Genomic DNA, 23,467 nt, shown 5'->3' with positions numbered 1-23,467 from the left:
GCGAATGCCGGGTTGTAACCACTCATGCCGAGGGCTGGAAATACCCCGCCAAGGCTCGCAAGTCCTGCTCGCTCAGCAACCCCGCGTAATACTTCAACTGAATCCTCGCCAGCAGATACGCATGCCGCGCATTCGCCAGGTCGCGACGGGCGGTGAACAGTTGTTGCTCGGCGTCGAGCACGTCGAGATTGACCCGCTCGCCCCCCGTGACACTCTTTTTGGTCGCTGTGACCAGCGCAGTGGCCGAGCTGACAGCCATCTCATAGGCGCGCACTTTCGCCGCGCCGCTGGTGTTGAGGTTGAACTGCTTGCGCAACTCCACCAGCGTGGCCGAGGTGTGTGCGTCCAACTCGTACTGGGCCTGGGACAGCTGGTTCGCCGCCTGGCGTGTGGACGCCGACACCGAGCCGCCAGCGAACAGCGGCAAGCTGACCTGAATGCCGACACTGTTGGTGTCGTACTTCTGGTTGTAGCTGCTTTCCGAATCGGAACTGGTCTGGCGGCTGGTGGCGTACAGACTGACCTTGGGCATATGGCCGGCGCGTTTGCGTTCGACTTCATAAGAAGCCACGTCCAAGGCATGGTGCTGGGATTTAAGCTCGGGGTTGTTGGCCATGGCCAATTCGCGCCAGGTTTCGAAGCGATTGGGTTCCAGGGGCGGGATGTTGAACTGGCGGGTCAAGGGCGCCAATTCTTCGATCTGCAAAGGTTGGCCGACGATGGCTTCCAATTCGCGCAGGGCGCTGTCCTGCGCGTCCAGCGATTCGATTTCTTCAGCCTGGGCCAGGCTCAAACGCGCTTGGGTTTCCAGCACATCGGTGCGCGTACCTTCACCGCCTTTGAGCAAACGGTCATTGAGTTGCAGGCGTTCGGCAAACGCGCGTTTCTGCGCGCGGCTCAGTTCGATACGCTCCTGGGCCAGCAACGCCTGGCTGTAGGCACTGAGCACCCGCACCGCCAGTTCCTGGCTCTTGCCGCGAAAGCGTTCGTCGGCCATCAGCGCCTGGGCCGTGCCCTGGCGAAAGCGTGCGTAGGCTTCGTAATCCAGCAGCGGTTGCTGCAAGGTCAGGCTCGACGCATAGCTGCGGTAATCGCGATCGCTGGTGGTGTTGCCCGCCGTCACCTCGGATTCGTTACGCGAATTGTTGTAGCTCCAGGACAGGTTCGGCAGCAACCCCGACCGACCGATCACACGATTTTCTTCGCCCGCCTCACGCTCCTGGATCGCCGCCTGAAAGGTCGGATCGTTGCGCAGGGCCAAGTCGTAGGCATCCAGCAAACCCATGGCGTGCGCCGCCGGTATGCAACTCAGACACAGGGTAAACAGCAACGCCTTCATTCTTCCACCAAGGCCATGTGAGTGCGATCCAGCAGGGGTTTGAACAAGTAGTTGAGCATCGAGCGCTCGCCGGTCTTGATGAAGGTTTCCACCGGCATGCCCGGACGGATCTGCACGCCGTCCAGTTGTTGCATGCCGGCCGCACTGACCTGGGCGCGCACCGTGTAGTAAGGCTCGTCGGTGCGTTCGTCCACCTGGCGGTCGGCGGACACCAGCGTTACCTCGCCGGCCACCCGTGGCGTGGTGGCCTGGTTGAACGCCGAGAACATCAGCTCCACCGGCAAGCCGGGGTGCACCTTGTCGACCATCTGCACCGGCACCCGCGCTTCCACCAGCAACGGCTCGCCTTGGGGCACGATGTCCATCAGCGGCTGGCCGGGCTTGATCACCCCGCCTTCGGTGTACACCTCCAGGCCGACGACGACCCCGGACGCGGGCGCACGCACCAGGCTATTGGCCAGTTCAAATTCAGCCGAGGCCAAGCGGTTGCGCAGGTCATCGCTGCGGGTGCGGGTCTCGGCCAATTGGCCGCGCAGGTCTTTCTGGAAGTCTTCGCCGAGCTGGCGGATGCGCAGGCGCAGTTCCAGCACCTGGCGTTGCAACAGGCCGATACGGCCGTAGTCCTCGGCAATCGCGCCGTCGATCTGTGAGTACAGGCGCTCGCTGTCGAGCAAGCGATTGCGCGGGATATAACCGTCGCGCGCCAGCTCCCGCAGGCCCTGCAACTGCTCATTCAAGGCCGCTCGTTGCTGGACTTTGCTGGCCTGGGAGTCCCGTGTGCCACGCAACTGCGCTTCAGCCCCGGCGATGGTTTCGCGCAGGCCCTGCTGCTCAGTGGCCAACGCTTGGGCGCGACTGCTGAACAGTTGCCGTTGCAGGTTCAACGTTCCCGCCGCCTCTGGATCATTGAGCAGTTCAGGGCCGAAGGTGATTGCGGGCAAACCTTCACTTTCCGCATTCAGCCGTGCCTCGCTGGCGAGGGACGCGAGGTACTGGCTGCGCAGGGACTGCATCTGCCCACGCAACGGGGTTTCCTTCAAGCGCAGCAACACCTGACCTGCGCTGACCACATCACCGTCGCGCACATCGATACGTTCGACGATGCCACCGGCAGGGTGCTGCACCGTTTTGCGATGCCCTGACACCATGACCTTGCCCGACACCGCCACGCCCTTGTCCAGCGGGGCCAGCGCGGCCCAGCCGATAAACCCGACAAAGCCGCCCAGCACCAGCCACCAGCCCAGTCGCGAATATTTTTTGTCGTCCAGCGCCAGCACGTTATGGGGTGTGTCGCTCACCAACATCGGTTTGCTCATGCTCATGCCTGTTTTCCTTCACCGACGCGGTAGCTCATGTTCATGCTTGTCACCGGCTTGGCGACGGCGGGTTTCTGCCGCGCCTCTAACACCCGCGCCGTCGGCCCGAAGGCCTGCAACTGGCCTTCCTTGAGGATCAGCAGCTGATCCGTCAGGCTCAGTACGTTGGGTTTGTGGGTGATCAGGATCACGGTACGACGCTGCTGCTTGAGCTGGGCGATGGCTTGAAGCAACGCCTGCTCCCCCACTTCGTCGAGGTTGGCGTTCGGCTCATCCAGCACAATCAATGCGGGTAAACCATATAGCGCCCGGGCCAGCGCCACGCGCTGCTTCTGGCCGCCAGACAAGCCGGCACCGCCCTCCCCCAACAGCGTGTCGTAGCCCTGAGGCAACTGCAGGATCAGTTCATGCACGCCGGCCATTTGCGCGGCGGCCAGGATTTTGTCGGCATCGGCCTCGGCAAACCGTGCGATGTTGTCGGCGATGCTGCCGGCGAACAGTTGGATGTCTTGGGGCAAGTAGCCGATGTGCGGGCCAAGTTGCTGCTTGTCCCACTGGGCCAGGTCGGCGCCGTCCAGCCGCACCTTGCCGGACAGTGGTGCCCAGGCGCCCACGACGATTCGGGCCAAGGTGGATTTGCCACAGCCCGATGGCCCGATCACGCCCAGCACGTCACCCGCCGGTAGCGTGAAGCCCAAATTCGCCAGCGCCGGTCGGCGGCTACCGGGGGCGCAGGCGCTGATGTGTTCAACCGTCAATTGGCCCTTGGGCACCGGCAAACTCATGCGCGCGGGCCGTGCCGGGTTGGCTTCCAGCAGTTGCGACAACCGTTCGAAGGCCAGGCGCGCCGACCCCCATTGCTTCCAAACACCGATCAGTTGGTCGATAGGGCTCAGCACCCGGCCCATCAGGATGGAGCCGGCAATCATCATCCCCGGCGTGATATCCCCCTGCACCGCCAGCAAGGCGCCCAAGCCCAACACCAGCGACTGCAACGCCAGGCGCACGCCCTTGGACCACGCGGTGACGGTGGCCGTCTTTTCGCTGGCCAGGTTCTGCTGGGCCAGGAACGCCTGGTGCTGGCGGAACCAACGCGCACGCAACGTGGCGAGCATGCCCATGGCTTCGATGGTGTCGGCATTGCGCAGGTTGGTGGTGGCCTGCTGGCTAGCGCTGATCGACAGTTGACTGGCCAGGGCCATGGGTGCCTGGCTCACGTGATGGTTGATCCAGGCCAGCGCGATAAGCATCACCGCGCCGCCCAACGCCAACAGGCCAAGCCACGGGTGGAACATAAAGATCACCAGCAGGTACACCGGAAACCACGGCGCATCGAAAAACGCGAACAGCGCCTGACCGGTGGCGAACTGGCGCAAGGTGGTCAGGTCGTGCAGCGCCTGGCCGGCCGCCTGGGTGCCACCCTTGAGTTGCGCTTCGAACGCGGCGTCGTACACCCGCTGGTTCAAGCGCATGTCCATCTGCGTGCCGAGGCGGATCACCACCTGGCTGCGCACCCACTCCAACGCGCCCATCAAGCCGAACAGGCCGAGGATCATCAGCGTCAGCATCAACAGGGTCATCTGATTGCCAGAAGCCAGCACCCGGTCATACACCTGCAACATGTACAGCGCCGGGGCCAGCATCAGCAGGTTGATCACCGCCGAGAACAGGCCGATGTTAAAGAAGCCACTTTTATAGGCCGTGAGGGCGGCCAGGGTTTCGTTGCCGGCGTGGCGCATCTGGGGATTCTCGAAGGGTTTAGCGGGCAGCACCGCCGCGTTGACAGGCGATACGACGCTGCGCAGAATTTGGTACCACCGTCGCCTGAAGAGTTAGAAGGCTTGGGCGACGGCGGTGTCATGCGGCGAATGGGAGAGTGATCTTCCATTCGCTTTTTTCATGCCGTCAGGCAGCCAGGGCGAAGTCCTGAGGCACGTCTTGCACGCCCACCAGGGCCACATCGGAGGCGGCGAACGAAGCCGAGTCCACATGAGCCACGCCGGCAGCGGCCAGTTGATCGAACGTCGAGTTGACCGACAGGCTTGGGTCGATGTCCTTGAGCAGGGAATCGATAGCCGAGGTCAGTGCCGAGCTGTCGCCGCTCATCAGACCGTAAATGATCTGGTGCACCTGGCCATCGCGGCCTTCGGACTGCAGGCTCGACAGGCCGAGGTTGGTAAAGCTGACTTCCTGCTCGGTGAGGGTGTAGCCACCGCTGCTCGCGCCGCCGGACAGGATTGTGCCCAGGTTCAGGGAGTCGATCGAACCCCACAAGGTGTGCGACGGCGGGTTGAACAAGGTGTAATGCAGGTCACCGTTAGCGACCACTGCCGCATTGCTGACGGTGCTCGATACGCCGTATTGGGTGCCATCAAACGGGCCAGGATTGAAACCACCGGTGTTCGAACCCTCTTTGACCGAACCTTCACGGTGGTTCAGGTCACCAAAGTAAGCCGACCAGTCGCTCAGGTATTCGGCAACGGTGTTTGCGGCGTAGGTCGTGCTGTATGAAATAGAAATGCTCATGCAAAACTCCAAGTCATGGGGTGGTATCTCCGCAGCAAGCCAGTGCCTGCTGTGGTTTTGCCCGTCACTGGGCAAAATCGGTCAGAACTGATATTCAACGGTGCCCTGCACGGTGCGGCCTCGGCCCAGGGTGAAGGCCAGCACGTCGCCCAGCGGTACCAGGTACGCGCGGTCGGTGACGTTTTCCATGGCCAGGCGCAACGTCAATTGGTCGGTAGCGCGGTAGCTGCTATAGAGGTCATAGACGGTGTACGGCTTCCAGTCGGCCGGGTAGACGCCGGTTTGCGAGGTGGTCACCCCGACGCCGCCTTTCACGTAGTAACCGCCGCTGTAGCGGGCGCGAACGCCCAGGTCCAACTTGCGTTCGAAGAAGCGCGCACCCAGCGTCGCGGTGCCACGGTCCATCGGCATGTGTTCCGAGGAGCCCAGGATCGCACTGCAGCTTTGTCCCGCATTGGCCACATCGTCCGGCACCATCGCGTCTACCGGCGCACGGCTACCCGGCCTTTTCTGAATTTTGGTCACCCCGCCCAGCCACGCGGTCTTGCTGCAGAACTTATTACTGCCAAGCATGCGCGTGTAGTTGAACTGGCCGTAGGCAAACCCGGCGTCGTAATCCAGCTGGTATTCAAGGCCACGAAAACGGGTGGTTTCCAGGTTGTTCACATAAGCCGCATTACCGATATTGGCGATGCCATAACCGGGCGGCTGTACCCCCAGGGCCATATAGGAGAAGTCATCCACCCGAGTGTTGAAGTAGGACACCTTCATGCCCACCCGGTCTTCGGAGAACAGCAAGTCTTCCTTTAGCACGTTGAAGCCGACCTCCCAGGCCGTGGACGTCTCAGGCTTCAAGTAGGGGTTGGGGAACAGCGACTCCGAGCCCCCACCATGGGGCCGGCCGCTGACCAGCGACTCGGTGACTGCCGGCGGGCGCCAGCCCTTGCCGTACGTGGCGAAGAGTTGCAGCCAATCCACGCCTGGCTTGATCGACAAGCCGAAGGTGGGCGAGAAATGCCCCTCCTCCCGATCCACGTCATAGGTCATGGGCAAGCCGACTTGCCGCGTGGTACCGATGATGAACGTACGGGTGTTCAACCCGGTTTCGCCGCGCAGCCGATAGCGGTCGTAGCGCAAGCCGGCATTGAGGTTCAGCCAGTTGTCGTAGTCGTAATCCAAACGTGCGAACAGGCTGCCGAGCGCCCGGTCGCCCTCGGGGGTGATGCTTTCCGCTGCCGAGGCCTCCACCGCAGAGTCGGCGGCCACCGCCTGGTTGGAGTCCGGGCGGACCTTGTCGTAGAAAAACTCCAAGCCGTAGTTGGCCTTGATCACGGAGAGTTCGCTCAAGCCAAAGGTCGAGGTGTTTTGTGCCTGGAAACCGTAGGTATTGGTTTGATACGTGACCTCGTAGCCCTTGGTGCTGCCACGGGTCAGTGTGGTCTGGTCATTGCGGGTATCGACGTAATAAAGCTTGGCCTTGAAATCGATCAGCGGGTTGTCTGGCGTGTAGCTGTAGTCCAGCGCGAAGTTCTGTGCCGTGACATTGCTGCTACCGAGCTTTTCCCATAACTGGGCTTTTTCGGCGGCCATCATGTTGACGTCGTCGTAGCCGACTTCAGTGGTCAGGTAGCTCAGTTGCAAACGCTGGTCGACAGGCAGGTTGATGCCGAGTTTAAGCAAGCGCGAGCGCATCACCGAGCCGGTGTATTCGACGGTGGAGTTCTTGATCCGATCCTGGCTGGCCGGCAGGAAAGAACTGCCGGTGCGCAGATCGCCGATGCTGCCCTTGGTGCCGGGGTTGTAATCGCCGAGGTGCCGCTCACTGGCCGCTACCAGCATGTCCCACACATCGGTGCCCACGGCAAACGCCGAACTGCCGATAAAGTGCGTGCCGTTGCTGCGCCCACCCAGCCCCGTGGTCACACGGATACGCCCGCCGATTTCCTTGCCGCCCTTGAGCAGGTCGGCAGCCTCGATGGTGCGAAAGTTGGCCACGCCGCCGATCACACCCGCACCGCCCATGGTGGACGTCGCGCCCTTTTCGATGACGACTTCGGACAGCAGCTCCGAGTCGACGTAGAGCGTGCCGTTGCGTTGCTGGTGACCACTTTGCTGATAGTTCTGACGCATGCCGTCTACCGACATGTTGACCCGGCCATAATCCTGGATACCACGAATATTCACCGACAGGCCGGGGTCCTGCTGGCTGACGGCCGAGTAGACGCCCGGTGCTTCCTCAAGCATCTCGGCGGCATGGCGCGGCGGGTTGCGGTCGAGTTGCTCACGCCCGACCACGCTGACCGAATGCGGCGATGAATACACCCAGTCATTGGGGTGCAGGCCGGTAATTGTGGTGGTTGCCAAGGCCAAGGCGGCATTGCCCTGCTCGACACGGGTGAGGGTGACTTGGCGCTCACCGGTGAAGCGATATTCCACCGGTGCATTACCCAGCAAGCGCGCCAACCCTTCCTGCACGCCGTACTGCCCCTTCACCGCCGTGCTCTGCAAACCTTCCAGGCGCTGGCTGTCGAACAGTACCTGCAAGCCTGCCTGGTCGGCGAAGGTCAGCACGGCACTGCCTAGGGATTGCGCGGGGATATCGATCATCAGCACGGCAGGTTGGGCAGCCTTCACTTGTGGCTGCGCGGCATACGCGGGCGCCACAGCGGCGAATAGCCCCAGGTGGATGGCCAGGGCCAACCGGCTACCGGTGATACGCCCCTTGGTGAGTGCTGACATTTCTGGTTTCCCTGCGCTAAGCGTTTTTTGTTTATGCGAATGCTTCTCACCTAGCAAGACGTACGACGCGCAGGAAGTCAGTAAGGTTTTTTTGAAAGTTTTTTTTGGCGGGGGTTTTGATCAAGTGGGAGAAGGCCTCCCACCGGGCTTATCAATAGATCAGGCTGAGGCCTGCCAGGTCCAAGCGTTGCACTTGGAGTTCCTGGGTCAAGGTAGCGAGCGCCGTGTCGAGCATGTCGAGGCGGAACACACCGCTGACCTCTCGCTCACCCAGGTCCGAGTCTGCCAGCAGCACGCGCCCAGGGCGGTACTGGTTGAGCTGCTCGATGACCTTGGCCAGCGGTTGCCGGTCAAAGATCAGCACGCCACGCCGCCAACTGGTGGCGCGCTCCACATCGAATTGATCGAGGGGCACGATGCCTTCCTGCGCGCTGTAACGTGCCGCCTGGCCCTCCTTGAGCACCCTGTCCGTCGAGCCCTCCTGGGGTGAGGCCTGCAAAGTGACCGCGACGCTGTGTTGCAACACACCCACCCAGGCCTGGCGATCCGCCTCGCGCTCCACCACGAATCGCGTGCCCAGCGCACGGGTCTGCCCGCCAGCGCTTTGCACCACGAATGGCCGGGTTTCCTCGCCCACCATGGGCGCCACATCAAAAATCGCCGAGCCCTGGATCAGGCTGATACGCCGCTGCACACCGTCGTACTCCAGACGGATGGCACTCGCGGAATCCAACTCCACCGTGCTGCCATCGGCCAGGTGCACAGTACGCATTTCGCCCTTGTCGGTGATGTAGTCAGCCTGCATGCGCAGCAGAACATCCGGCCCACGCACCCAGCCCACGCCCGCCACCACCACGACCAACGCCACGGCGGCCGCACGTTGCCATGGCCTTCGGCGCTTGGGACGGCGCTGAGGCATCGCTGCCGTGGCCGGACGCTGGCGATGCACCGGCTCGTCTTTATGCACGTCACCCAAGGCCGCCCAGGTCTGCTCGGCAAACCGCAATGCCGCTTCGTGGCGGCTGTCGCAGGCGATCCAATGCCGCAGTTCGGCCTGCTCCTGTTCGGTCAGGGCACCGGCGTGCAAGCGCACCGCCCATTCGGCGGCCGCCTCGGTAATGCTGTGCTGTTGCGGACCCTGGCTATTCACGTGTGAATCTCGAATTTTTCGTTATATAACGCTGTGACGTCTGACCTGGCGTTTTTCGGTAATTCATTCGTCGGATGGTGCCACCTCGCCTTCCTGCAGGCGCTGCATCACGTAGGCCAGGGCCTTGGCCAGATGCTTTTGCACGGAGCTGTCGGAAATGTCCAGGTGCCGGGCGACCTGGGCGTGGGTCATGCCTTCGATGCGGTTCAGACGGAAGATCTGCTGGGTGCGTTCCGGCAATTCCGCCAGTGCCTGCTTCAATGCCTGTCGCTGTTGCTGCGCCATTGCCTGAGCCTCCAACCCGGCCACTTCATCTTCAATCTCGGCCAGCGCCTCGTGGGGCACGGAGTCTGTCTTGCGCCGCGCTTCCTGGCGAATATGGTCGATCAGCAGATTGCTCGCCGTTCGATAGAGATAGCCCTGGGAGTTGTCGATGCGCTCGCCGGCCGGTTTTTCGGCCAGGCGCAGGAAGCTCTCCTGCACTAGGTCTGCGGCCAACTGCGGGTCCCGTACCTTGCGCGCCAGATACCCGCGCAGGGTATCGGCATGCTTGAGAAACAGGCCTCTGAGATCCACGTCCGACAAACCGACTCCCTGGAATGTAAAGGAAACAGGCGGGCATCTTAAGCGTTGTCGAGAATGATTTTCAATTGATATCTAATCTGATTCCACGTCCGAAAGGTCCGATTAACAGTTCGGTAATCGAACACATCCGCTGCCATCAATTGACCAAATTAACTAACCAGTACATTTTATCTCCACAACCTACAAGAACAATGGAGACCCCTCTATGCTGCCTATCGTGCTGGTGCTCAACGGCCCCAACCTCAACTTGCTCGGCACCCGCGAGCCCGCCACCTACGGCCACGAAACCCTGGCCGACGTCGCCGCCCTGTGTGGCCGCAGCGCTGAACAACTCGGTCTGAAAATCGAATTCCGCCAGACTAACCACGAAGGCGAGCTGCTGGACTGGATTCACGGCGCCCGCACCCGCTGTGCCGGCATCGTGATCAACCCGGCAGCCTGGACCCACACTTCGGTGGCCATCCGCGACGCACTGGTAGCCAGCGAAGTGCCGGTGATCGAAGTGCATTTGTCCAACGTGCATGCCCGTGAGGCGTTCCGGCATCACTCGTTCGTGTCGCCCATCGCCAAGGCCGTGCTGGCCGGTTTTGGCAGCCATGGTTACCACCTGGCGCTGGAGCATTTCAGCCAGCTGTTGAAAGGGGTAAACCGATGAAGCCGCGCATCCTCGCCGGCCTGATCGGCGCCGGCATCCAGGCTTCCCGCACCCCGGCCCTGCATGAACAGGAAGCTGACGCACAAGGCCTGCGCTACCTGTACCGCCTGATCGACCTTGAGCCGCTGCAACTGGACATCAACGCCCTGCCCGACCTGCTGGACGCCGCCGAGTTGATGCACTTCACCGGGCTGAACATTACCTACCCGTGCAAGCAGGCGGTTCTGGCGTTGCTTGACGATTTGTCCGATGAGGCCAGGGGCATTGGCGCGGTCAATACCGTGGTGTTCAAGGACGGCAAACGCATCGGCCACAACACCGACTGCCTGGGCTTTGCCGAAGGTTTTCGGCGCAACCTGAATGACGTGGCTCGCCAACGCGTGGTGCAAATGGGCGCGGGTGGCGCAGGCGCAGCCGTGGCCCATGCACTGCTGGCAGAAGGTGTGGAGCAGTTGAGTATTTTTGACGTGGACACCACCCGCGCCCGCGACTTGGTAGACAACCTCGCCCAACGTTTCGGCCCTGGGCGCGCTCAGGTCGGCAAGCACCTGGAAAATGCCATGGCCGAGGCGGATGGGTTGGTGAACACCACGCCGATGGGCATGGCCAAATTGCCGGGCACACCGGTTCCGGCAACCCTGTTGCGGGCCGAGTTATGGGTGGCCGAAATTGTGTATTTCCCGCTGGAAACCGAACTGCTGCGCGACGCCCGCGCCTTGGGATGCCGTACGCTGGATGGCGGCAATATGGCGGTGTTCCAGGCGGTGAAAGCGTTTGAGTTGTTCAGTGGCGAAGCGCCGGATGCACAGCGGATGTTGGCGCATTTTCAGAGCATGGATGGCTAACTGGCAAAATGAAAATCAACATGTGGGAGCGGGCTTGCTCGCGAAGGCGGTGTGTCATTCACCCTATGAGTTGACTGAACCACCGCCTTCGCGAGCAAGCCCGCTCCCACATTGAATGCATTTCAGTGCCGAGATTTTCAGGCCTGGAGGTACCGCATCACCGACTCACAAATCATCTCCCGATGCCGCTGTTTGATCGCTTCATCCGACAGCTCGATCTGAAAAATCTCACTGAACGTATGCCGGTTGGACACCCGGTAGAAGCTGAATGAGTTGATCAGCAAATGCACATCCAGCGGCTCCAGCCCCTCGCGAAACAACCCCATCTCGGCACCACGTCGCAGGGTCGCACCCAGTGCTTCAAGGATGTTGCTGTTCATTGCCTTGATCGAATCCGAACGCTTCACGTATTCGGCGTTGTGGATATTTTCGATGCTGACGATACGCACGAAGTCCACGTTCTGGTCGTGGTGATCAAAGGTGAACTCCACCAGCCGCCGGATCGCTTCGCGCGGCTCCAGGGCGGTGAGGTTCATGCGGGTTTCGGTGTTGCGGATGTCGCCGTAGAGCTTTTCCAGCACCTCGACGTACAACTGCTCCTTGCTGCCGAAGTAGTAATAGATCATGCGTTTGGAGGTGTGGATGCGCTCGGCGATGGCGTCCACGCGAGCGCCGGACAGGCCCTGCTGGACGAACTCGACGACCGCTTCCTGGAGGATGTTTTCGCGGGTCTTTTCCGGGTTGTTCTTGCGACTCTTGCGCGGTGCTTCGGAAGTCATGTTGCGCTCACGGCCAGTGTTATGCAGGCGGTGATTATGGGCTGCGATGCTTCCCGAAGGAAGCACCTCGCCGGCCCTTATAAACGGGCCTGTCGTACCGCGCCGCTGCGCGATTTGGCCATTGCCGCCAAGCGCACTGCCACGTTGGCCGCACCATAGCCGGCATAACCGTTCTTACGCTGGATGATCTCAAAGAAAAACCGCCCTTCGAACGGCTCGGTGTACACGTGAAACAACTCACCGCCCTGCGCGTCGCGGTCGTACAGCACGTTGTAATACGCCAGCTCGCTGAGGAACTCGTCGTCAAAATCAAACCGCGCCGCCAGGTCGTCGTAGTAGTTGAGCGGAATATCCAGCAGCGGTACACCCGCCTCTTTGGCCCGGCGTACCTCGGCGAAAATATCCGCACAGTCGAAGGCAATGTGGTGCACACCTGAGCCGCGATAGCTCGACAACGCGTGGGAAATGGCAGTGTTGCGGTTCTCGGAAATATTCAGCGGCAGGCGGATCGAGCTGCAGCGGCTGCGCAATGCGCGGCTTTTCACCAGGCCATACGGGTCGGGCAGCACCACTTCGTCGTCGGCTTCGAAATCCAGCAGGCTCTTGTAGAACAGCACCCAGCTGTCGAGGCTGTCGGCCGGCAGCGCCATGGCCATGTGGTCAATGCGCAGCAAGCCACCGCTGGACGTGTTGGCCGGTTGCAGGTTGAAGTCGGTGTCATAAATCCCGCCTTCGTTTTGGTCAACGAGGTAGATCAGGCTGCCATCCGGTGCACGCACCGCTGCCAATTCCAGCTCGTTGGGCCCGACCAGGCCGCGATAAGGCTGGCCCTTGTAAGCCACCGCCCGCTCCAGGGCCTTGGCGCTGTCCTTGACCCGCACCGCCGTGGCGCACAACGACGGCCCGTGGGCTTCAAAGAAGTTGTGAGCGAAGGAATAGGGTTCGCAGTTGAGGATCAGGTTGATATCGCCCTGGCGCAGCAGGCTCACGCTCTTGGAGCGGTGCTGCCCGGCCTTGACGAAGCCCAGGCGCTCCAGCCAATGCGTCAACTTGGCGCCGAGGCTTTCATCCACGGCGAATTCCAGGAACTCGATGCCGTCGTATTCACTGGCAGGCGGGGTATCAAACAGGATCTCCACCGGTTGCGCCGGCACTTCCTGTTTCAAACGCTCGCGGGTTTTCTCTTCCAGGTACAGCAACGAGCGCAAACCATCCGCCGCATTCGCACGGGTGGGTGCGGCGCGGAAACCGTCGTTGAAAATTTCCAGGGACAAGGGCCCGGTGTAGCCACTCTTGATGATCGGCGCCAGGAACCCCGCCAAGTCGAATTCGCCTTGGCCGGGGAAACAGCGGAAATGCCGACTCCACTCCAGCACGTCCATGGCCAGGATCGGCGCGTCGGCCATTTGCACAAAGAAGATCTTGTCGCCCGGGATCTCGGCGATGGCGCTTGGATCGCCCTTGAGGGACAGGGTGTGGAAGCTGTCGAGCAGCACACCCAAGGCCGGGTGATCGACCTGACGCACCAGGTTCCACACCTGTTGCCAGGTGTTCACATGCTTGCCCCAGGCCAGCGCCTCATAGCCAATACGCAAACCACGGCGACCGGCATGTTCGGCCAGCAGGCCGAGATCGTCCAGCAGGATGCGTTCATCACCCACCGAATCCGCCGAGGCGTTGCTGCACACCAGCACCAGGTCGGTGCCCAGTTCCTGCATCAAGTCGAACTTGCGCTCGGCACGCTCCAGGTTGCGCGCCAGGCGGTCACGGCGGCAGCCTTCAAAGTCGCGAAACGGCTGGAACAAGGTGATGGCAATGCCGAGGTCGGCACACATCTGCCTAACTTCCCGGGGACTGCCGTCGTAATACAACAAGTCGTTTTCGAAGATTTCCACACCGTCGAACCCGGCGGCGGCAATGGCTTCGAGCTTTTCCGGCAGGGTGCCGCTCAAGGAAACAGTGGCAATGGAACGTTGCATGGACGACTCCCGGCAATTGTTGTTTATGGCAAATTATTCGCCCCCAGCCTACCCGCAGCAATTAAAATGTACGAACCGGTTAGTTTTTGGTGCGATTATCGAACACTATGCCCCTTTGGCGAATTGACGATTTTTTAACCGCTGCGCACCATCGACCACGCAAAGAAGACCCAAAACACACCATAAAAATTTCAAAAACGGGTACGACCTCATGCCTTCGCAAAACTCCGTCCTGGCCGAGCGCCCGGGCACCCCGCACGCCGGCATCGGCGACAAGATCCGCGGCGCCCTGGCCGTGGGTAAAACTCGCTGGGGCATGCTGGCCCTGGTGTTCTTCGCTACCACCCTGAACTACATCGACCGCGCCGCCCTGGGCGTGATGCAGCCGATCCTCGCCAAGGAAATGAGCTGGACGGCGATGGACTACGCCAACATCAACTTCTGGTTCCAGGTCGGTTATGCCATCGGCTTTGTGCTGCAGGGCCGCTTGATCGACCGGGTGGGCGTGAAGCGCGTGTTCTTCTGCGCCGTGCTGCTGTGGAGCCTGGCCACCGGTGCCCACGGCTTGGCGACGTCGGCGGTAGGTTTTATGGTCTGCCGCTTTATCCTCGGGCTGACCGAAGCCGCCAACTACCCGGCTTGCGTCAAGACCACTCGGCTGTGGTTCCCCGCCGGTGAGCGCGCGGTGGCTACCGGTATCTTCAACGCTGGCACCAACGTCGGCGCGATGATGACGCCAATGCTGCTGCCACTGATCCTGCATGTGTGGGGCTGGCAGGCGGCGTTCCTGTGCATGGCGGCACTGGGCGTGATCTGGTTGGTGTTCTGGGGGTTGAAGTACTACAACCCGGAAGACCATCCGACGGTTAAACAATCCGAACTAGACTACGTACAACAGCAAGTCGAACCGGAACAACCCGGCGTACCGTTCAGCCGCATCCTGCGCATGCGCGGCACCTGGGCCTTCGCCATCGCCTACGCCCTGACCGCCCCGGTGTTCTGGTTCTACCTGTACTGGCTGCCTCCGTTCTTGAACCAGCAATACAACCTGGGCATCAACGTGACCCAGATGGGTATCCCGCTGATCATCATTTACCTGACCGCCGACTTCGGCAGCGTGGGTGGGGGGATTCTGTCGTCGTTCCTGATCGGCCGTGGGATGAACTCGATCAAGGCGCGGTTGTTGTCGATGCTGCTGTTTGCCTGCTGCATCGTCGGCGTGATCATGGCGGCCGGTTCAAGCCAACTGTGGGTCGCGGTGTTCGCCATCTCCCTGGCCATCGGCGCGCACCAGGCCTGGACCGCGAACATCTGGAGCCTGGTGATGGACTACACGCCCAAGCACATGATGAGCACGGTGTTCGGTTTCGGCGGCATGTGCGCGGCTATCGGCGGCATGTTCATGACCCAGATCGTCGGCCACATCCTCACCGTGACCAACAACAACTACACCGTGTTGTTCACGCTGATCCCGGCGATGTACTTCCTGGCGCTGACGTGGATGTACTTCATGGCACCGCGCAAGATTCCTACCGTAGACGTCTAAGCCACAGTCCGAGCTATCGGCGCCGCTGCTGCCAGGCAGCGGCCAACCCGCTCATGCAGATCACCCCGATGCCGACCACCGTGGTCACGTCGGGGGTATGACTGAACACCAGCCAGCCCAACAACCCCGCAAACACGATCTGGCAATAGCCAAACGGCGCCAACAAGGCCGGCGCCGCAAAGCGGAACGCCTGGGTCAACATCAAGTGCGCGGTCATCCCGCAGGTGCCCAGCGCCAGCATCAACGCACCATGCCACAGCGTCGGGATCTGCCAGAAGAACGGCACCAGCGCACTCATCACCAAGGTGTTGCACAGCCCGGCAAAGAAGTTGCTGGTGGTGGGAGTGTCGTATTGGCTGAGGATGCGCGTGAGCAGTTGGTAGAAGCAGAAGAACAGCGCCGAGCACAGCGGCAGCAGTACCGCCGGGGTGAACAGCTCGCCGCCGGGGTGGATGATGATCAGCACGCCGACAAACCCGCAGATAACCGCCAGCCACTGGCCACGGGTGACGTGTTCACCGAGCAGCGGTACCGAAAGCGCCGTCACCAGGATCGGCGCCAGGAAGTTCACCGCCGTGGCTTCCGCCAGCGGGATATAGTGCAGCGCCGCCGTAAAAAACAGGCTCGTGCCCAACAGGCACAAGGCGCGCACCACCTGCATCCCTGGCCGTTTGCTGCGCAGCACGCGCAAGCCCGATTGCGGCAGGAAAATTCCGGCCATCAACAGTGTGTGCACCAGGTAGCGCGCCCACACCACCATCACGATCGGGTAGAACCCGGCCAGGTATTTGGACAAGGCGTCGTGGCTGGAGAACAGGAACGTCGCCAGTACAATCAGCAAAATGCCTTTGAAGGGATGGTTGACGCCGGAGAGGGGTGTGCTGACAGTCATTGGCTTCTCTTGCATGACGGGCTGAACGCGGGCTGCTCAACCCGGTAATCTAGCAGCCGGGCCTGCGTCTGCCCCCAGAGCATAACCAAACACCGTGCGAACAGCGCACTAAATCACGGGATTCGAGTCCAACGCTGCACGTTGACCGCCGTGTTGCTTACTTTTTAACCAAGGCCTTGTCGCTATGAAAAAAACGCTTTTTGTTCTTTCTGCCCTTGCCCTGCTCACTGCCTGCAATAAAGAGGCGAAGGAAGCACCTAAACCTGCGCCCGCCTCCGTGCAAGCCACCCTGGTGCCGCAAACCCCGCCCACCGACAAATGGGTGGGCAAGTGGATTGGCGTCGAAGGCCTCAACCTGACCATCGCCAAGGACGACAGCATTGGCCGCGGGCATTACATCCTCACCATGCAATACGGCCTTGATGCCGATGACTCGGGCACCTTCAAAGGTGAAGCCAACGAAGACGGCATCGCCTTCACGCGCCCAGACGGCCCGCAGCAATTGACCGCCGGCGACGGCGAAGCCACTGGCCTGAAATGGCTGGCGGACAAGAAGGACTGCCTGATCGTAGACACCGGTGAAGGCTACTGCCGCCAATAACGTCCATAATCATCCCACTTGTTTGTAGGACCGTTCACCGAGAGGATTGCCCCATGCTATGGAAAAAAGGCCGACGCAGCGACAACGTAGTGGATGCCCGCGATGACGGCGGCGGCGGTGGTGGTGGAATGCGCTTTGGTGGCGGCAAGGGCCTGAGCCTGACGGCGATCGTGCTGATCGTCGGCATCGGCTGGCTGACCGGCCAGGACCCGCTGCAGATCCTCGGCCAGTTGACCGGCCAGATGGACCAGGCTCCCTCGGTGAGCACTCAACAACGCCAAGCCCCGCCAGCCAATGACGAACAAGCTGATTTTGTACGCGCAGTGCTCGGCGACACCGAAGACACCTGGGCCCAGGTGTTCAAGGAAAACGGCCTGACCTACAAGAACCCCAAACTGATCCTGTTCCGTGGCCGTGTGAATTCCGCCTGCGGTGGCGCCACCTCGGCGAGCGGCCCGTTCTATTGCCCGGCTGACCAGCAGGTGTACCTGGACCTGGATTTCTTCCGCGAAATGTCGCAACGCTTCCAAGCCGCTGGCGACTTCGCCCAGGCCTATGTGATCGCCCACGAAGTCGGGCATCACGTGCAGACGTTGCTGGGCATCTCGGCCAAGATCCAAACCGCGCGCCAGCAAGGCCGGCAGATGCAAGGCGACGGCGGCCTGCTGGTTCGCCAGGAGCTGCAAGCCGACTGCTTCGCCGGCGTGTGGGCCAATCGCGCGCAGAAGCGCCTGAACTGGCTGGAACCCGGTGATATCGGAGAAGCACTGAACGCGGCCAACGCCATTGGCGATGACCGTTTGCAGCAACAGGGTCAGGGCCGCGTGGTGCCAGACTCGTTTACCCACGGCACCTCGGCGCAGCGCGTGCGCTGGTTCAAGACCGGCTTCGCCCAGGGCCAGATCACTCAATGCGACACCTTTTCCGCCAAGAGTCTCTAAATGAAAAAACGATTGGGATTACTGCTGGGCTTGTTAGTCACGTGTTCAACCTGGGCCGCCGAGCATGGCGTCAAGGAAGTCAGTCCTGATCGTTTCCACCTGGAGGCCGGCGACCTCAGCCTCGGCTTGAGCCAGGACTGGAGCAAACCGCTACCCGCCGTCACCCGCGCATTGATCATCGTGCATGGGCGGCTGCGCAACGCACAAACCTACCTGCAAAGTGGCATCGACGCCGCCGAGCATGCCGCAGTTGGCGGGAGCACCCTGGTGATCGCGCCGCAGTTCCTGAATGAATCGGACATCAAGCGCAACCACCTGGACAACCAGGTACTGCGCTGGAATGGCAATGACTGGATGGCCGGAGAGCCTTCCACTGGTCCGGGCCAAATCAGCTCCTATGGCGCCCTTGACCAGATCATCAAGCACCTGGGCAACCGCAAGCTGTTCCCGGCACTCAAGGAAATCGTAGTCGCCGGGCATTCCGGCGGCGGCCAGGTGGTGCAGCGTTTCGCCCTCACCGGCCACGATCACCCGATGCTGCAAAACGAAGGCATCAGCTTGCGGTACGTGGTGGCCAACCCATCGTCCTACGCCTACTTCACCCCGCAGCGCCCGGTGAAGTTCGACATTGCCAGTTGCCCGGGCTTCAACGACTGGAAATACGGCCTGCAAAACCTGCCGGCCTACGCCAAGGGCCAGAGCGCCGAGCAGCTTGAGCAGGCGTATGTGTCACGCAACATCACCTACCTGCTGGGCCAGCAAGACACCGACCCGAACCACCCAGCCTTGGATAAAAGCTGCGAGGCCGAAACCCAGGGTGCGTATCGGCTGATTCGCGGGCACAACTATTTTGACTACCTCAAGCAGCGGCACCCGCAGTTGGGGCATAAGTTGGTGGAAGTACCAGGGGTGGGGCATAACGGGGATGGGATGTTTACGTCGCCGCAGGGGCAGAAGGTGTTGTTTGCCCAGTAGTCACTGGGTGAGTTCGGTCAAAAATGTGGGAGCGGGCTTGCTCGCGAATGCGCTGGATCAGTCAGCCTATTGGAAACTGATACACCGCGTTCGCGAGCAAGCCCGCTCCCACATTTGATCCTCGGTGTCAGGACTACAGCATCCGGCGCAAGGCCGAGCAGTCTTCGGCATGCCAATCTGCCAACTCCGGCCACGGGTTTTCCGGCAAGTTGACCAACACCGTCCGCGTCCCCGCCGCCCGGCCGCAATCCAGGTCAAAGCGATAGTCCCCGACCATCACCATCTCGCCTGGCGCTACCTCCCAGGCCGCCGCCAGTTTCAACAACCCATCCGGATCCGGCTTCGGTTGCGCATCATCACGCCCCAACACATCCTCGACGGCAAAGCAGTCCGCCAGGCCAATCGCCTCAAGGGTGATGTGCGCCAGCTCCCGCGCATTGCGGGTCAGAATACCCAGGCGATAACCCCGCCCAGCCAGCTCACGTACCAGCTCTACCGCGCCTTCGGCAGCGACCGAACCCAACGCCAGCTCGCGCTCGTGTTCCAGCAACCACGCATGCTTGGCCGCCGCCACATCCACCGGCAGCGCGGCGAGGTGAGTGAGAATGTCGTCTTGCGGCGGAATGTCCAGGGCCTCACGAATCGCCGCAAAATCATGCACGGCCACCGTCAGGGTGCCGTCCATGTCGAACACCCAGTGCTTAACGTCTGACAGGCTCATGCCCAATCCTTGCGATGGCGGATCAAGCCTTCCTGGGTCACCGATGCCACCAACTGCCCGGCACGGTTGTATACGCTGCCACGGGAGAAACCACGGGAGTTACCGGCCCATGGGCTGTCCATGGCGTACAGCAACCAGTCGTCTGCACGCAGGTCAGCGTGGAACCACAACGCGTGGTCGAGACTGGCGACCTGCATGTCTTTCTGCCACACGGTCTTGCCATGGGGCAGCAGCGAGGTGGTCAGCAGGCCGAAATCCGAGGCGTAGGCCAACAGGTATTTATGCAGCGCAGGCGTGTCGGCCAAAGCGCCGTCGGCACGAAACCACACGTACTTGACCGGGTCTGACGGCTGCGGGTTGAACGGGTCTTTTTCGGTGACCGGGCGCACTTCAATCGGCTTGGGGCACAGCAACTTGTCGCGCATGTGCTCGGGGATCAGGTGGGCGCGCTGCTGGGTCAACTCCAGTTCCGACGGCAGGTTCTCCGGGCCGACCACCACGGGCATGGTGGTCTGGTGGTCAAAGCCTTGCTCGTCGTACTGAAACGACGTGGTGCACGTGAAGATCGGGTGGCCTTTCTGGATCGCCGTGACGCGACGGGTGCTGAAGCTGCCGCCATCACGCACGCGGTCCACCGAATACACCACCGGCAAGGCCGCATCGCCCGGGCGCAGGAAATAACCATGCAGGGAGTGCACGTGCCGCGCTTCTTCTACGGTCTGGCTGGCGGCCGACAGCGACTGGCCAAGCACCTGGCCGCCGAACAGTTGGCGAAAACCCAGGTCCTGACTGCGGCCGCGAAAGAGGTTTTCCTCGATCGGCTCCAGGGTCAGCAGGTCTACCAGATCTTCCAATACTTGGCTCATAGAGCAACTCCTACAATCTATAGGGCATTCCGGGCTGCTTATCCGTGCAGCGTGTCCAACCATTGGGCGCGGGTGATGCGATACAACACATGATGGCGCAGCGGGTCATCGGCTGCGACCTTGGGGTGTTCAAAATCTGCCTGGGGATCGTAATGCATACCGATGGCCTGCATGACTTTTTGTGATGGCAGATTGGCTTCGGTGGTGAAGGCGACGATCTCGTCTAACTGCAACCGGTCGAAACCACACCGCAGCGCCGTCCAGGCCGCCTCGCTGGCGTAACCCAGGCCCCAATGCTCACGGGCCAGGCGCCAGCCGATTTCCACTGCGGGGGTAAATGCGGCGTCGAAGTTGACATGCTGCAAGCCGGTAAGGCCGATGAATTCGCCGGTGTCTTTACGCTGCAAGGCCCATGGGCCAAACCCGTATTCGGCGAAGTGGCCGCGAATCCGGCCGATCAACGCGGCGCTTTCCAGGTGACTCAGCTTGGCCGGGAAATAGCGCATCACCTGCGGGTCGGCGCACATGCGTGCAAATTCCGGCAGGTCGCTGTCGCGCCATTGGCGCAACACCAGGCGTGCACTTTCCAGTTCGAGTATCGGCTCCATGGGTCCCCACCCTTGCCATGTGCGTGAGTGTACAACGCGGGTAAGATGCGTCGCAGGTTCCCGTCAGAAAATCCCATGCCCCTGCCACTGATCTACCACGACGACTACAGCCCTGAGTTCCCGGCGGACCATCGCTTCCCCATGGACAAGTTCCGCCTGTTGCGTGACCACTTGGTGTCCAGTGGGCTGACTGAGGACAGCCAACTGCTGCGCCCACAACTCTGCCCACCCGAGATCCTGGCCCTGGCCCATGACCCCGGCTACATCGAACGCTACATGGGTGGCGAACTGTCCCGCGAAGACCAGCGCCGTCTCGGCCTCCCCTGGAACGAAGCCCTGGCCCGACGCACCGTGCGGGCGGTGGGCGGCTCGATCCTGGCCGCAGAAAAAGCCTTGGAACACGGCCTGGCCTGTCATTTGGCGGGGGGCACCCATCACGCCCACTACGATTACCCCGCAGGCTTTTGCATCTTCAATGACCTGGCGGTGATCAGCCATTACCTGCTGGCCAGCGGCAGGGTCAACCGTGTGCTGATCTTCGATTGCGACGTGCACCAAGGCGATGGCACCGCGCGCATCCTCCATGACACACCGGACGCCATCACCGTGTCGCTGCACTGCGAAAAGAACTTCCCCGCACGCAAGGCCCAGAGCGACTGGGACATCCCGCTGCCCATGGGCATGGGCGACGTCGACTACCTCAAGGTGGTGGACGATGCCCTCAACTACCTGCTGCCGCTGTACCAACCGGACCTGGTGCTGTACGACGCCGGTGTCGACGTGCACAAGGACGACGCCCTCGGTTACCTCAAGCTGACAGACCAAGGCGTGGCCGCCCGCGATGAAAGCGTGATGCGCCATTGCCTGGGCCGCGACATTCCCGTGATGGGCGTGATCGGCGGCGGCTACAGCAAGGACCGCCCTGCCCTGGCCCGCCGCCACGGCATCCTGCACCACAGCGCACAACGGGTGTGGACGTCATCAGGTTGTCATTGAACCGTGGGCTTTACCCACAATGCCTGTGGAACGGCCTGTGGATAACTTGAGCGTAAGCCTCCAAGAGCCACTGCCTGCATGGGCTGCACAAAGCTGTACGTTTTTTGATCAGGCGTTTGCGCGTTCGTCGGGTAGAATGCTCGGCCTGTTTATTCGACCGTAGCCCTTGCCATGCCCCAGACCCCACCTCGACACGTCACTATCATCGGCGGCGGCCCCGCCGGGCTGATGGCCGCCGAAGTCTTGAGCCAGGCAGGGCTGCGCGTCGACCTGTACGACGGCATGCCCTCGGTGGGGCGAAAATTCCTGCTGGCCGGCGTGGGCGGCATGAACATCACCCACTCCGAAGACTACCCGGCGTTCCTGTCGCGTTACGCCGAACGCGCACCGCACATGGCACCGTTGCTGCGTGCGTTTGGCGCCGAAGCCTTGTGTGAATGGATACACGGGTTGGGGATCGAGACCTTTGTCGGCACGTCGGGCCGCGTATTTCCTACCGACATGAAAGCCGCGCCCCTGCTGCGTGCCTGGCTCAAGCGCCTGCGGGACCAAGGCGTGGTTATCCACACCCGACACCGCTGGACCGGTTGGAATGCCGACGGTGATTTACTTATCCACAGCCCCGAAGGCGAAAAAACCATCCACAGCGATGCGGTGCTGTTGGCCCTCGGCGGGGGGAGTTGGTCGCGCCTGGGTTCCGACGGGGCTTGGCTCAAACTGCTGGAAGACAAGGGCGTGCCCTACGCCCCGCTACAGCCGAGCAACTGTGGTTTCGAGGTGTCGGCCTGGAGCGAATTGATGGTCAGCAAATTCGCCGGCGCACCGCTGAAAAACGTCGCCATCGGACTGGGTGACGACAAACCTCGGCTGGGCGAATGTGTGGTCACCGCGACCGGCATCGAGGGCAGCCTGATCTACGCACTGTCGGCGCCCATTCGGGAAGCGATCAACCAAACCGGCTCGGCCACGGTGCATATCGACCTGCTGCCAAGCAAGCCTGTGGACAAGGTTCAGGCCGCGTTGGCCAAGCCGCGTGGTTCGCGGTCAATGAGCAAGCATTTGCACAGCCAGTTGGGGTTGGATGGGGTAAAAGCGGCGCTGTTGCGCGAGTTGGCGCCTGTGGAACATTTCAATGATCCGGCGAAGTTGGCTGTGGATATCAAGGCGCTGCCACTGACCTTAGTGAAGACGCGGCCAATGGATGAAGCCATCAGCACTGCAGGCGGCGTGCCGTTTGAGGCATTGGACGAACGTTTGATGCTCAAGCAATTGCCGGGGGTGTTTTGTGCGGGGGAGATGTTGGACTGGGAAGCGCCGACTGGCGGGTATTTGCTGACGGGATGCTTTGCCAGTGGGCGGGCGGCTGGGCGGGGGATGTTGGAGTGGCTTAAGCGCTGAGATTTTTGTT

General features: G+C 61.6%; 21 protein-coding genes. 8 read left to right on the top strand and 13 right to left on the bottom strand.

Annotation, left to right across the window (positions count from 1 at the left end):
• Positions 1 to 22: 22 nt before the first annotated feature.
• From HF257_RS22475 to HF257_RS22445, 7 genes are all read right to left on the bottom strand, one after another.
• On the bottom strand, positions 23 to 1,339 hold the full coding sequence (locus HF257_RS22475) for a TolC family outer membrane protein (protein ID WP_185708560.1): 1,317 nt from the start codon (positions 1,337 to 1,339) through the stop codon (positions 23 to 25).
• Complete coding sequence (locus tag HF257_RS22470; protein ID WP_185708561.1) at positions 1,336 to 2,661, bottom strand: HlyD family type I secretion periplasmic adaptor subunit; 1,326 nt, start codon at positions 2,659 to 2,661, stop codon at positions 1,336 to 1,338. Before HF257_RS22470 ends, HF257_RS22475 begins: the two co-directional genes overlap by 4 nt.
• The gene (locus tag HF257_RS22465) at positions 2,658 to 4,394 is read right to left on the bottom strand and encodes a type I secretion system permease/ATPase (protein WP_185708562.1); all 1,737 of its coding nucleotides are present in this window, start codon (positions 4,392 to 4,394) and stop codon (positions 2,658 to 2,660) included. The genes HF257_RS22470 and HF257_RS22465 overlap by 4 nt, the downstream gene beginning before the upstream one ends.
• A 166-nt stretch (positions 4,395 to 4,560) precedes the next feature.
• Positions 4,561 to 5,181: a heme acquisition protein HasA gene (locus tag HF257_RS22460; RefSeq protein ID WP_185708563.1), complete on the bottom strand. Its 621-nt coding sequence runs from the start codon at positions 5,179 to 5,181 to the stop codon at positions 4,561 to 4,563.
• Positions 5,182 to 5,262: 81 nt separating this feature from the next.
• Positions 5,263 to 7,920: a TonB-dependent receptor gene (locus HF257_RS22455; RefSeq protein WP_185708564.1), complete on the bottom strand. Its 2,658-nt coding sequence runs from the start codon at positions 7,918 to 7,920 to the stop codon at positions 5,263 to 5,265.
• Positions 7,921 to 8,071: 151 nt separating this feature from the next.
• Positions 8,072 to 9,070: a FecR family protein gene (locus tag HF257_RS22450; RefSeq protein ID WP_185708565.1), complete on the bottom strand. Its 999-nt coding sequence runs from the start codon at positions 9,068 to 9,070 to the stop codon at positions 8,072 to 8,074.
• 63 nt (positions 9,071 to 9,133) lie between these two features.
• Positions 9,134 to 9,655, bottom strand: a complete 522-nt coding sequence (locus tag HF257_RS22445; RefSeq protein ID WP_185708566.1) for an RNA polymerase sigma factor — start codon at positions 9,653 to 9,655, stop codon at positions 9,134 to 9,136.
• A 205-nt stretch (positions 9,656 to 9,860) separates the two neighbouring features.
• On the opposite strand from HF257_RS22445, the gene aroQ reads away from it, so the two are divergent.
• Entirely contained in the window at positions 9,861 to 10,310 is a 450-nt protein-coding gene (gene aroQ, locus HF257_RS22440) for a type II 3-dehydroquinate dehydratase (RefSeq protein WP_185708567.1), read from the top strand.
• Positions 10,307 to 11,155: a shikimate dehydrogenase gene (locus tag HF257_RS22435; protein WP_185708568.1), complete on the top strand. Its 849-nt coding sequence runs from the start codon at positions 10,307 to 10,309 to the stop codon at positions 11,153 to 11,155. Before aroQ ends, HF257_RS22435 begins: the two co-directional genes overlap by 4 nt.
• Before the next feature lie 137 nt (positions 11,156 to 11,292).
• On the opposite strand, the gene HF257_RS22430 is transcribed toward HF257_RS22435, so the two are convergent.
• Together HF257_RS22430 and quiC are read right to left on the bottom strand one after the other, a co-directional pair.
• Entirely contained in the window at positions 11,293 to 11,934 is a 642-nt protein-coding gene (locus HF257_RS22430; protein ID WP_185708569.1) for a TetR/AcrR family transcriptional regulator, read from the bottom strand.
• A gap of 77 nt (positions 11,935 to 12,011) precedes the next feature.
• Complete coding sequence (quiC, locus tag HF257_RS22425) at positions 12,012 to 13,913, bottom strand: 3-dehydroshikimate dehydratase QuiC (RefSeq protein WP_185708570.1); 1,902 nt, start codon at positions 13,911 to 13,913, stop codon at positions 12,012 to 12,014.
• A 211-nt stretch (positions 13,914 to 14,124) separates the two neighbouring features.
• On the opposite strand from quiC, the gene HF257_RS22420 reads away from it, so the two are divergent.
• A complete protein-coding gene (locus HF257_RS22420) occupies positions 14,125 to 15,459 on the top strand; it encodes an MFS transporter (RefSeq protein ID WP_185708571.1) in 1,335 nt (444 codons plus the stop codon).
• Between the two features lie 13 nt (positions 15,460 to 15,472).
• Here the strand turns inward: HF257_RS22420 and HF257_RS22415 are convergent, their stop codons facing one another.
• Positions 15,473 to 16,351, bottom strand: coding sequence for a DMT family transporter (locus HF257_RS22415; RefSeq protein WP_185708572.1), 879 nt, complete (start codon positions 16,349 to 16,351; stop codon positions 15,473 to 15,475).
• Positions 16,352 to 16,535: 184 nt separating this feature from the next.
• Between HF257_RS22415 and HF257_RS22410 the strand changes: the two genes are divergently transcribed.
• Genes HF257_RS22410 through HF257_RS22400 form a run of 3 tightly spaced genes read left to right on the top strand, consistent with a single transcriptional unit; the run spans position 16,536 to position 18,868 of the window.
• Complete coding sequence (locus HF257_RS22410; RefSeq protein ID WP_185708573.1) at positions 16,536 to 16,952, top strand: membrane lipoprotein lipid attachment site-containing protein; 417 nt, start codon at positions 16,536 to 16,538, stop codon at positions 16,950 to 16,952.
• Between the two features lie 53 nt (positions 16,953 to 17,005).
• A complete protein-coding gene (gene ypfJ, locus HF257_RS22405; RefSeq protein WP_185708574.1) occupies positions 17,006 to 17,893 on the top strand; it encodes a KPN_02809 family neutral zinc metallopeptidase in 888 nt (295 codons plus the stop codon).
• On the top strand, positions 17,894 to 18,868 hold the full coding sequence (locus tag HF257_RS22400) for an alpha/beta hydrolase (RefSeq protein ID WP_185708575.1): 975 nt from the start codon (positions 17,894 to 17,896) through the stop codon (positions 18,866 to 18,868). It begins immediately after the preceding gene.
• 133 nt (positions 18,869 to 19,001) lie between these two features.
• Here the strand turns inward: HF257_RS22400 and HF257_RS22395 are convergent, their stop codons facing one another.
• The 3 genes from HF257_RS22395 to HF257_RS22385 are packed head-to-tail and all read right to left on the bottom strand — an operon-like array spanning position 19,002 to position 21,063.
• Positions 19,002 to 19,589 carry an HAD family hydrolase gene (locus HF257_RS22395; RefSeq protein WP_185708576.1) on the bottom strand — a complete coding sequence of 196 codons (588 nt, stop codon included), beginning with the start codon at positions 19,587 to 19,589 and terminating at the stop codon, positions 19,002 to 19,004.
• Complete coding sequence (gene tesB / locus HF257_RS22390; protein ID WP_122486136.1) at positions 19,586 to 20,455, bottom strand: acyl-CoA thioesterase II; 870 nt, start codon at positions 20,453 to 20,455, stop codon at positions 19,586 to 19,588. The genes HF257_RS22395 and tesB overlap by 4 nt, the downstream gene beginning before the upstream one ends.
• Positions 20,456 to 20,493: 38 nt before the next feature.
• The gene (locus HF257_RS22385) at positions 20,494 to 21,063 is read right to left on the bottom strand and encodes a GNAT family N-acetyltransferase (RefSeq protein ID WP_185708577.1); all 570 of its coding nucleotides are present in this window, start codon (positions 21,061 to 21,063) and stop codon (positions 20,494 to 20,496) included.
• Positions 21,064 to 21,138: 75 nt separating this feature from the next.
• Between HF257_RS22385 and HF257_RS22380 the strand changes: the two genes are divergently transcribed.
• Positions 21,139 to 22,059 carry a histone deacetylase family protein gene (locus HF257_RS22380; RefSeq protein ID WP_185708578.1) on the top strand — a complete coding sequence of 307 codons (921 nt, stop codon included), beginning with the start codon at positions 21,139 to 21,141 and terminating at the stop codon, positions 22,057 to 22,059.
• Positions 22,060 to 22,230: 171 nt separating this feature from the next.
• On the top strand, positions 22,231 to 23,457 hold the full coding sequence (locus HF257_RS22375; protein WP_185708579.1) for a TIGR03862 family flavoprotein: 1,227 nt from the start codon (positions 22,231 to 22,233) through the stop codon (positions 23,455 to 23,457).
• Positions 23,458 to 23,467: the final 10 nt, after the last annotated feature.

This window comes from Pseudomonas cremoris (assembly GCF_014230465.1).
The sequence above is the reverse complement of the archived record's forward strand: the minus strand, read 5'-3'. Positions and strand labels throughout refer to the sequence as shown.

Coding starts and splice junctions, on each gene's coding strand:
- HF257_RS22475 (WP_185708560.1), bottom strand. CDS start 1,339: ATGAAGGCGTTGCTGTTTACCCTGTGTCTGAGTTGCATACCGGCGGCG.
- HF257_RS22470 (WP_185708561.1), bottom strand. CDS start 2,661: ATGAGCATGAGCAAACCGATGTTGGTGAGCGACACACCCCATAACGTG.
- HF257_RS22465 (WP_185708562.1), bottom strand. CDS start 4,394: ATGCGCCACGCCGGCAACGAAACCCTGGCCGCCCTCACGGCCTATAAA.
- HF257_RS22460 (WP_185708563.1), bottom strand. CDS start 5,181: ATGAGCATTTCTATTTCATACAGCACGACCTACGCCGCAAACACCGTT.
- HF257_RS22455 (WP_185708564.1), bottom strand. CDS start 7,920: ATGTCAGCACTCACCAAGGGGCGTATCACCGGTAGCCGGTTGGCCCTG.
- aroQ (WP_185708567.1), top strand. CDS start 9,861: ATGCTGCCTATCGTGCTGGTGCTCAACGGCCCCAACCTCAACTTGCTC.
- HF257_RS22435 (WP_185708568.1), top strand. CDS start 10,307: ATGAAGCCGCGCATCCTCGCCGGCCTGATCGGCGCCGGCATCCAGGCT.
- HF257_RS22430 (WP_185708569.1), bottom strand. CDS start 11,934: ATGACTTCCGAAGCACCGCGCAAGAGTCGCAAGAACAACCCGGAAAAG.
- quiC (WP_185708570.1), bottom strand. CDS start 13,913: ATGCAACGTTCCATTGCCACTGTTTCCTTGAGCGGCACCCTGCCGGAA.
- HF257_RS22420 (WP_185708571.1), top strand. CDS start 14,125: ATGCCTTCGCAAAACTCCGTCCTGGCCGAGCGCCCGGGCACCCCGCAC.
- HF257_RS22415 (WP_185708572.1), bottom strand. CDS start 16,351: ATGACTGTCAGCACACCCCTCTCCGGCGTCAACCATCCCTTCAAAGGC.
- HF257_RS22410 (WP_185708573.1), top strand. CDS start 16,536: ATGAAAAAAACGCTTTTTGTTCTTTCTGCCCTTGCCCTGCTCACTGCC.
- ypfJ (WP_185708574.1), top strand. CDS start 17,006: ATGCTATGGAAAAAAGGCCGACGCAGCGACAACGTAGTGGATGCCCGC.
- HF257_RS22400 (WP_185708575.1), top strand. CDS start 17,894: ATGAAAAAACGATTGGGATTACTGCTGGGCTTGTTAGTCACGTGTTCA.
- HF257_RS22395 (WP_185708576.1), bottom strand. CDS start 19,589: ATGAGCCTGTCAGACGTTAAGCACTGGGTGTTCGACATGGACGGCACC.
- tesB (WP_122486136.1), bottom strand. CDS start 20,455: ATGAGCCAAGTATTGGAAGATCTGGTAGACCTGCTGACCCTGGAGCCG.
- HF257_RS22385 (WP_185708577.1), bottom strand. CDS start 21,063: ATGGAGCCGATACTCGAACTGGAAAGTGCACGCCTGGTGTTGCGCCAA.
- HF257_RS22380 (WP_185708578.1), top strand. CDS start 21,139: ATGCCCCTGCCACTGATCTACCACGACGACTACAGCCCTGAGTTCCCG.
- HF257_RS22375 (WP_185708579.1), top strand. CDS start 22,231: ATGCCCCAGACCCCACCTCGACACGTCACTATCATCGGCGGCGGCCCC.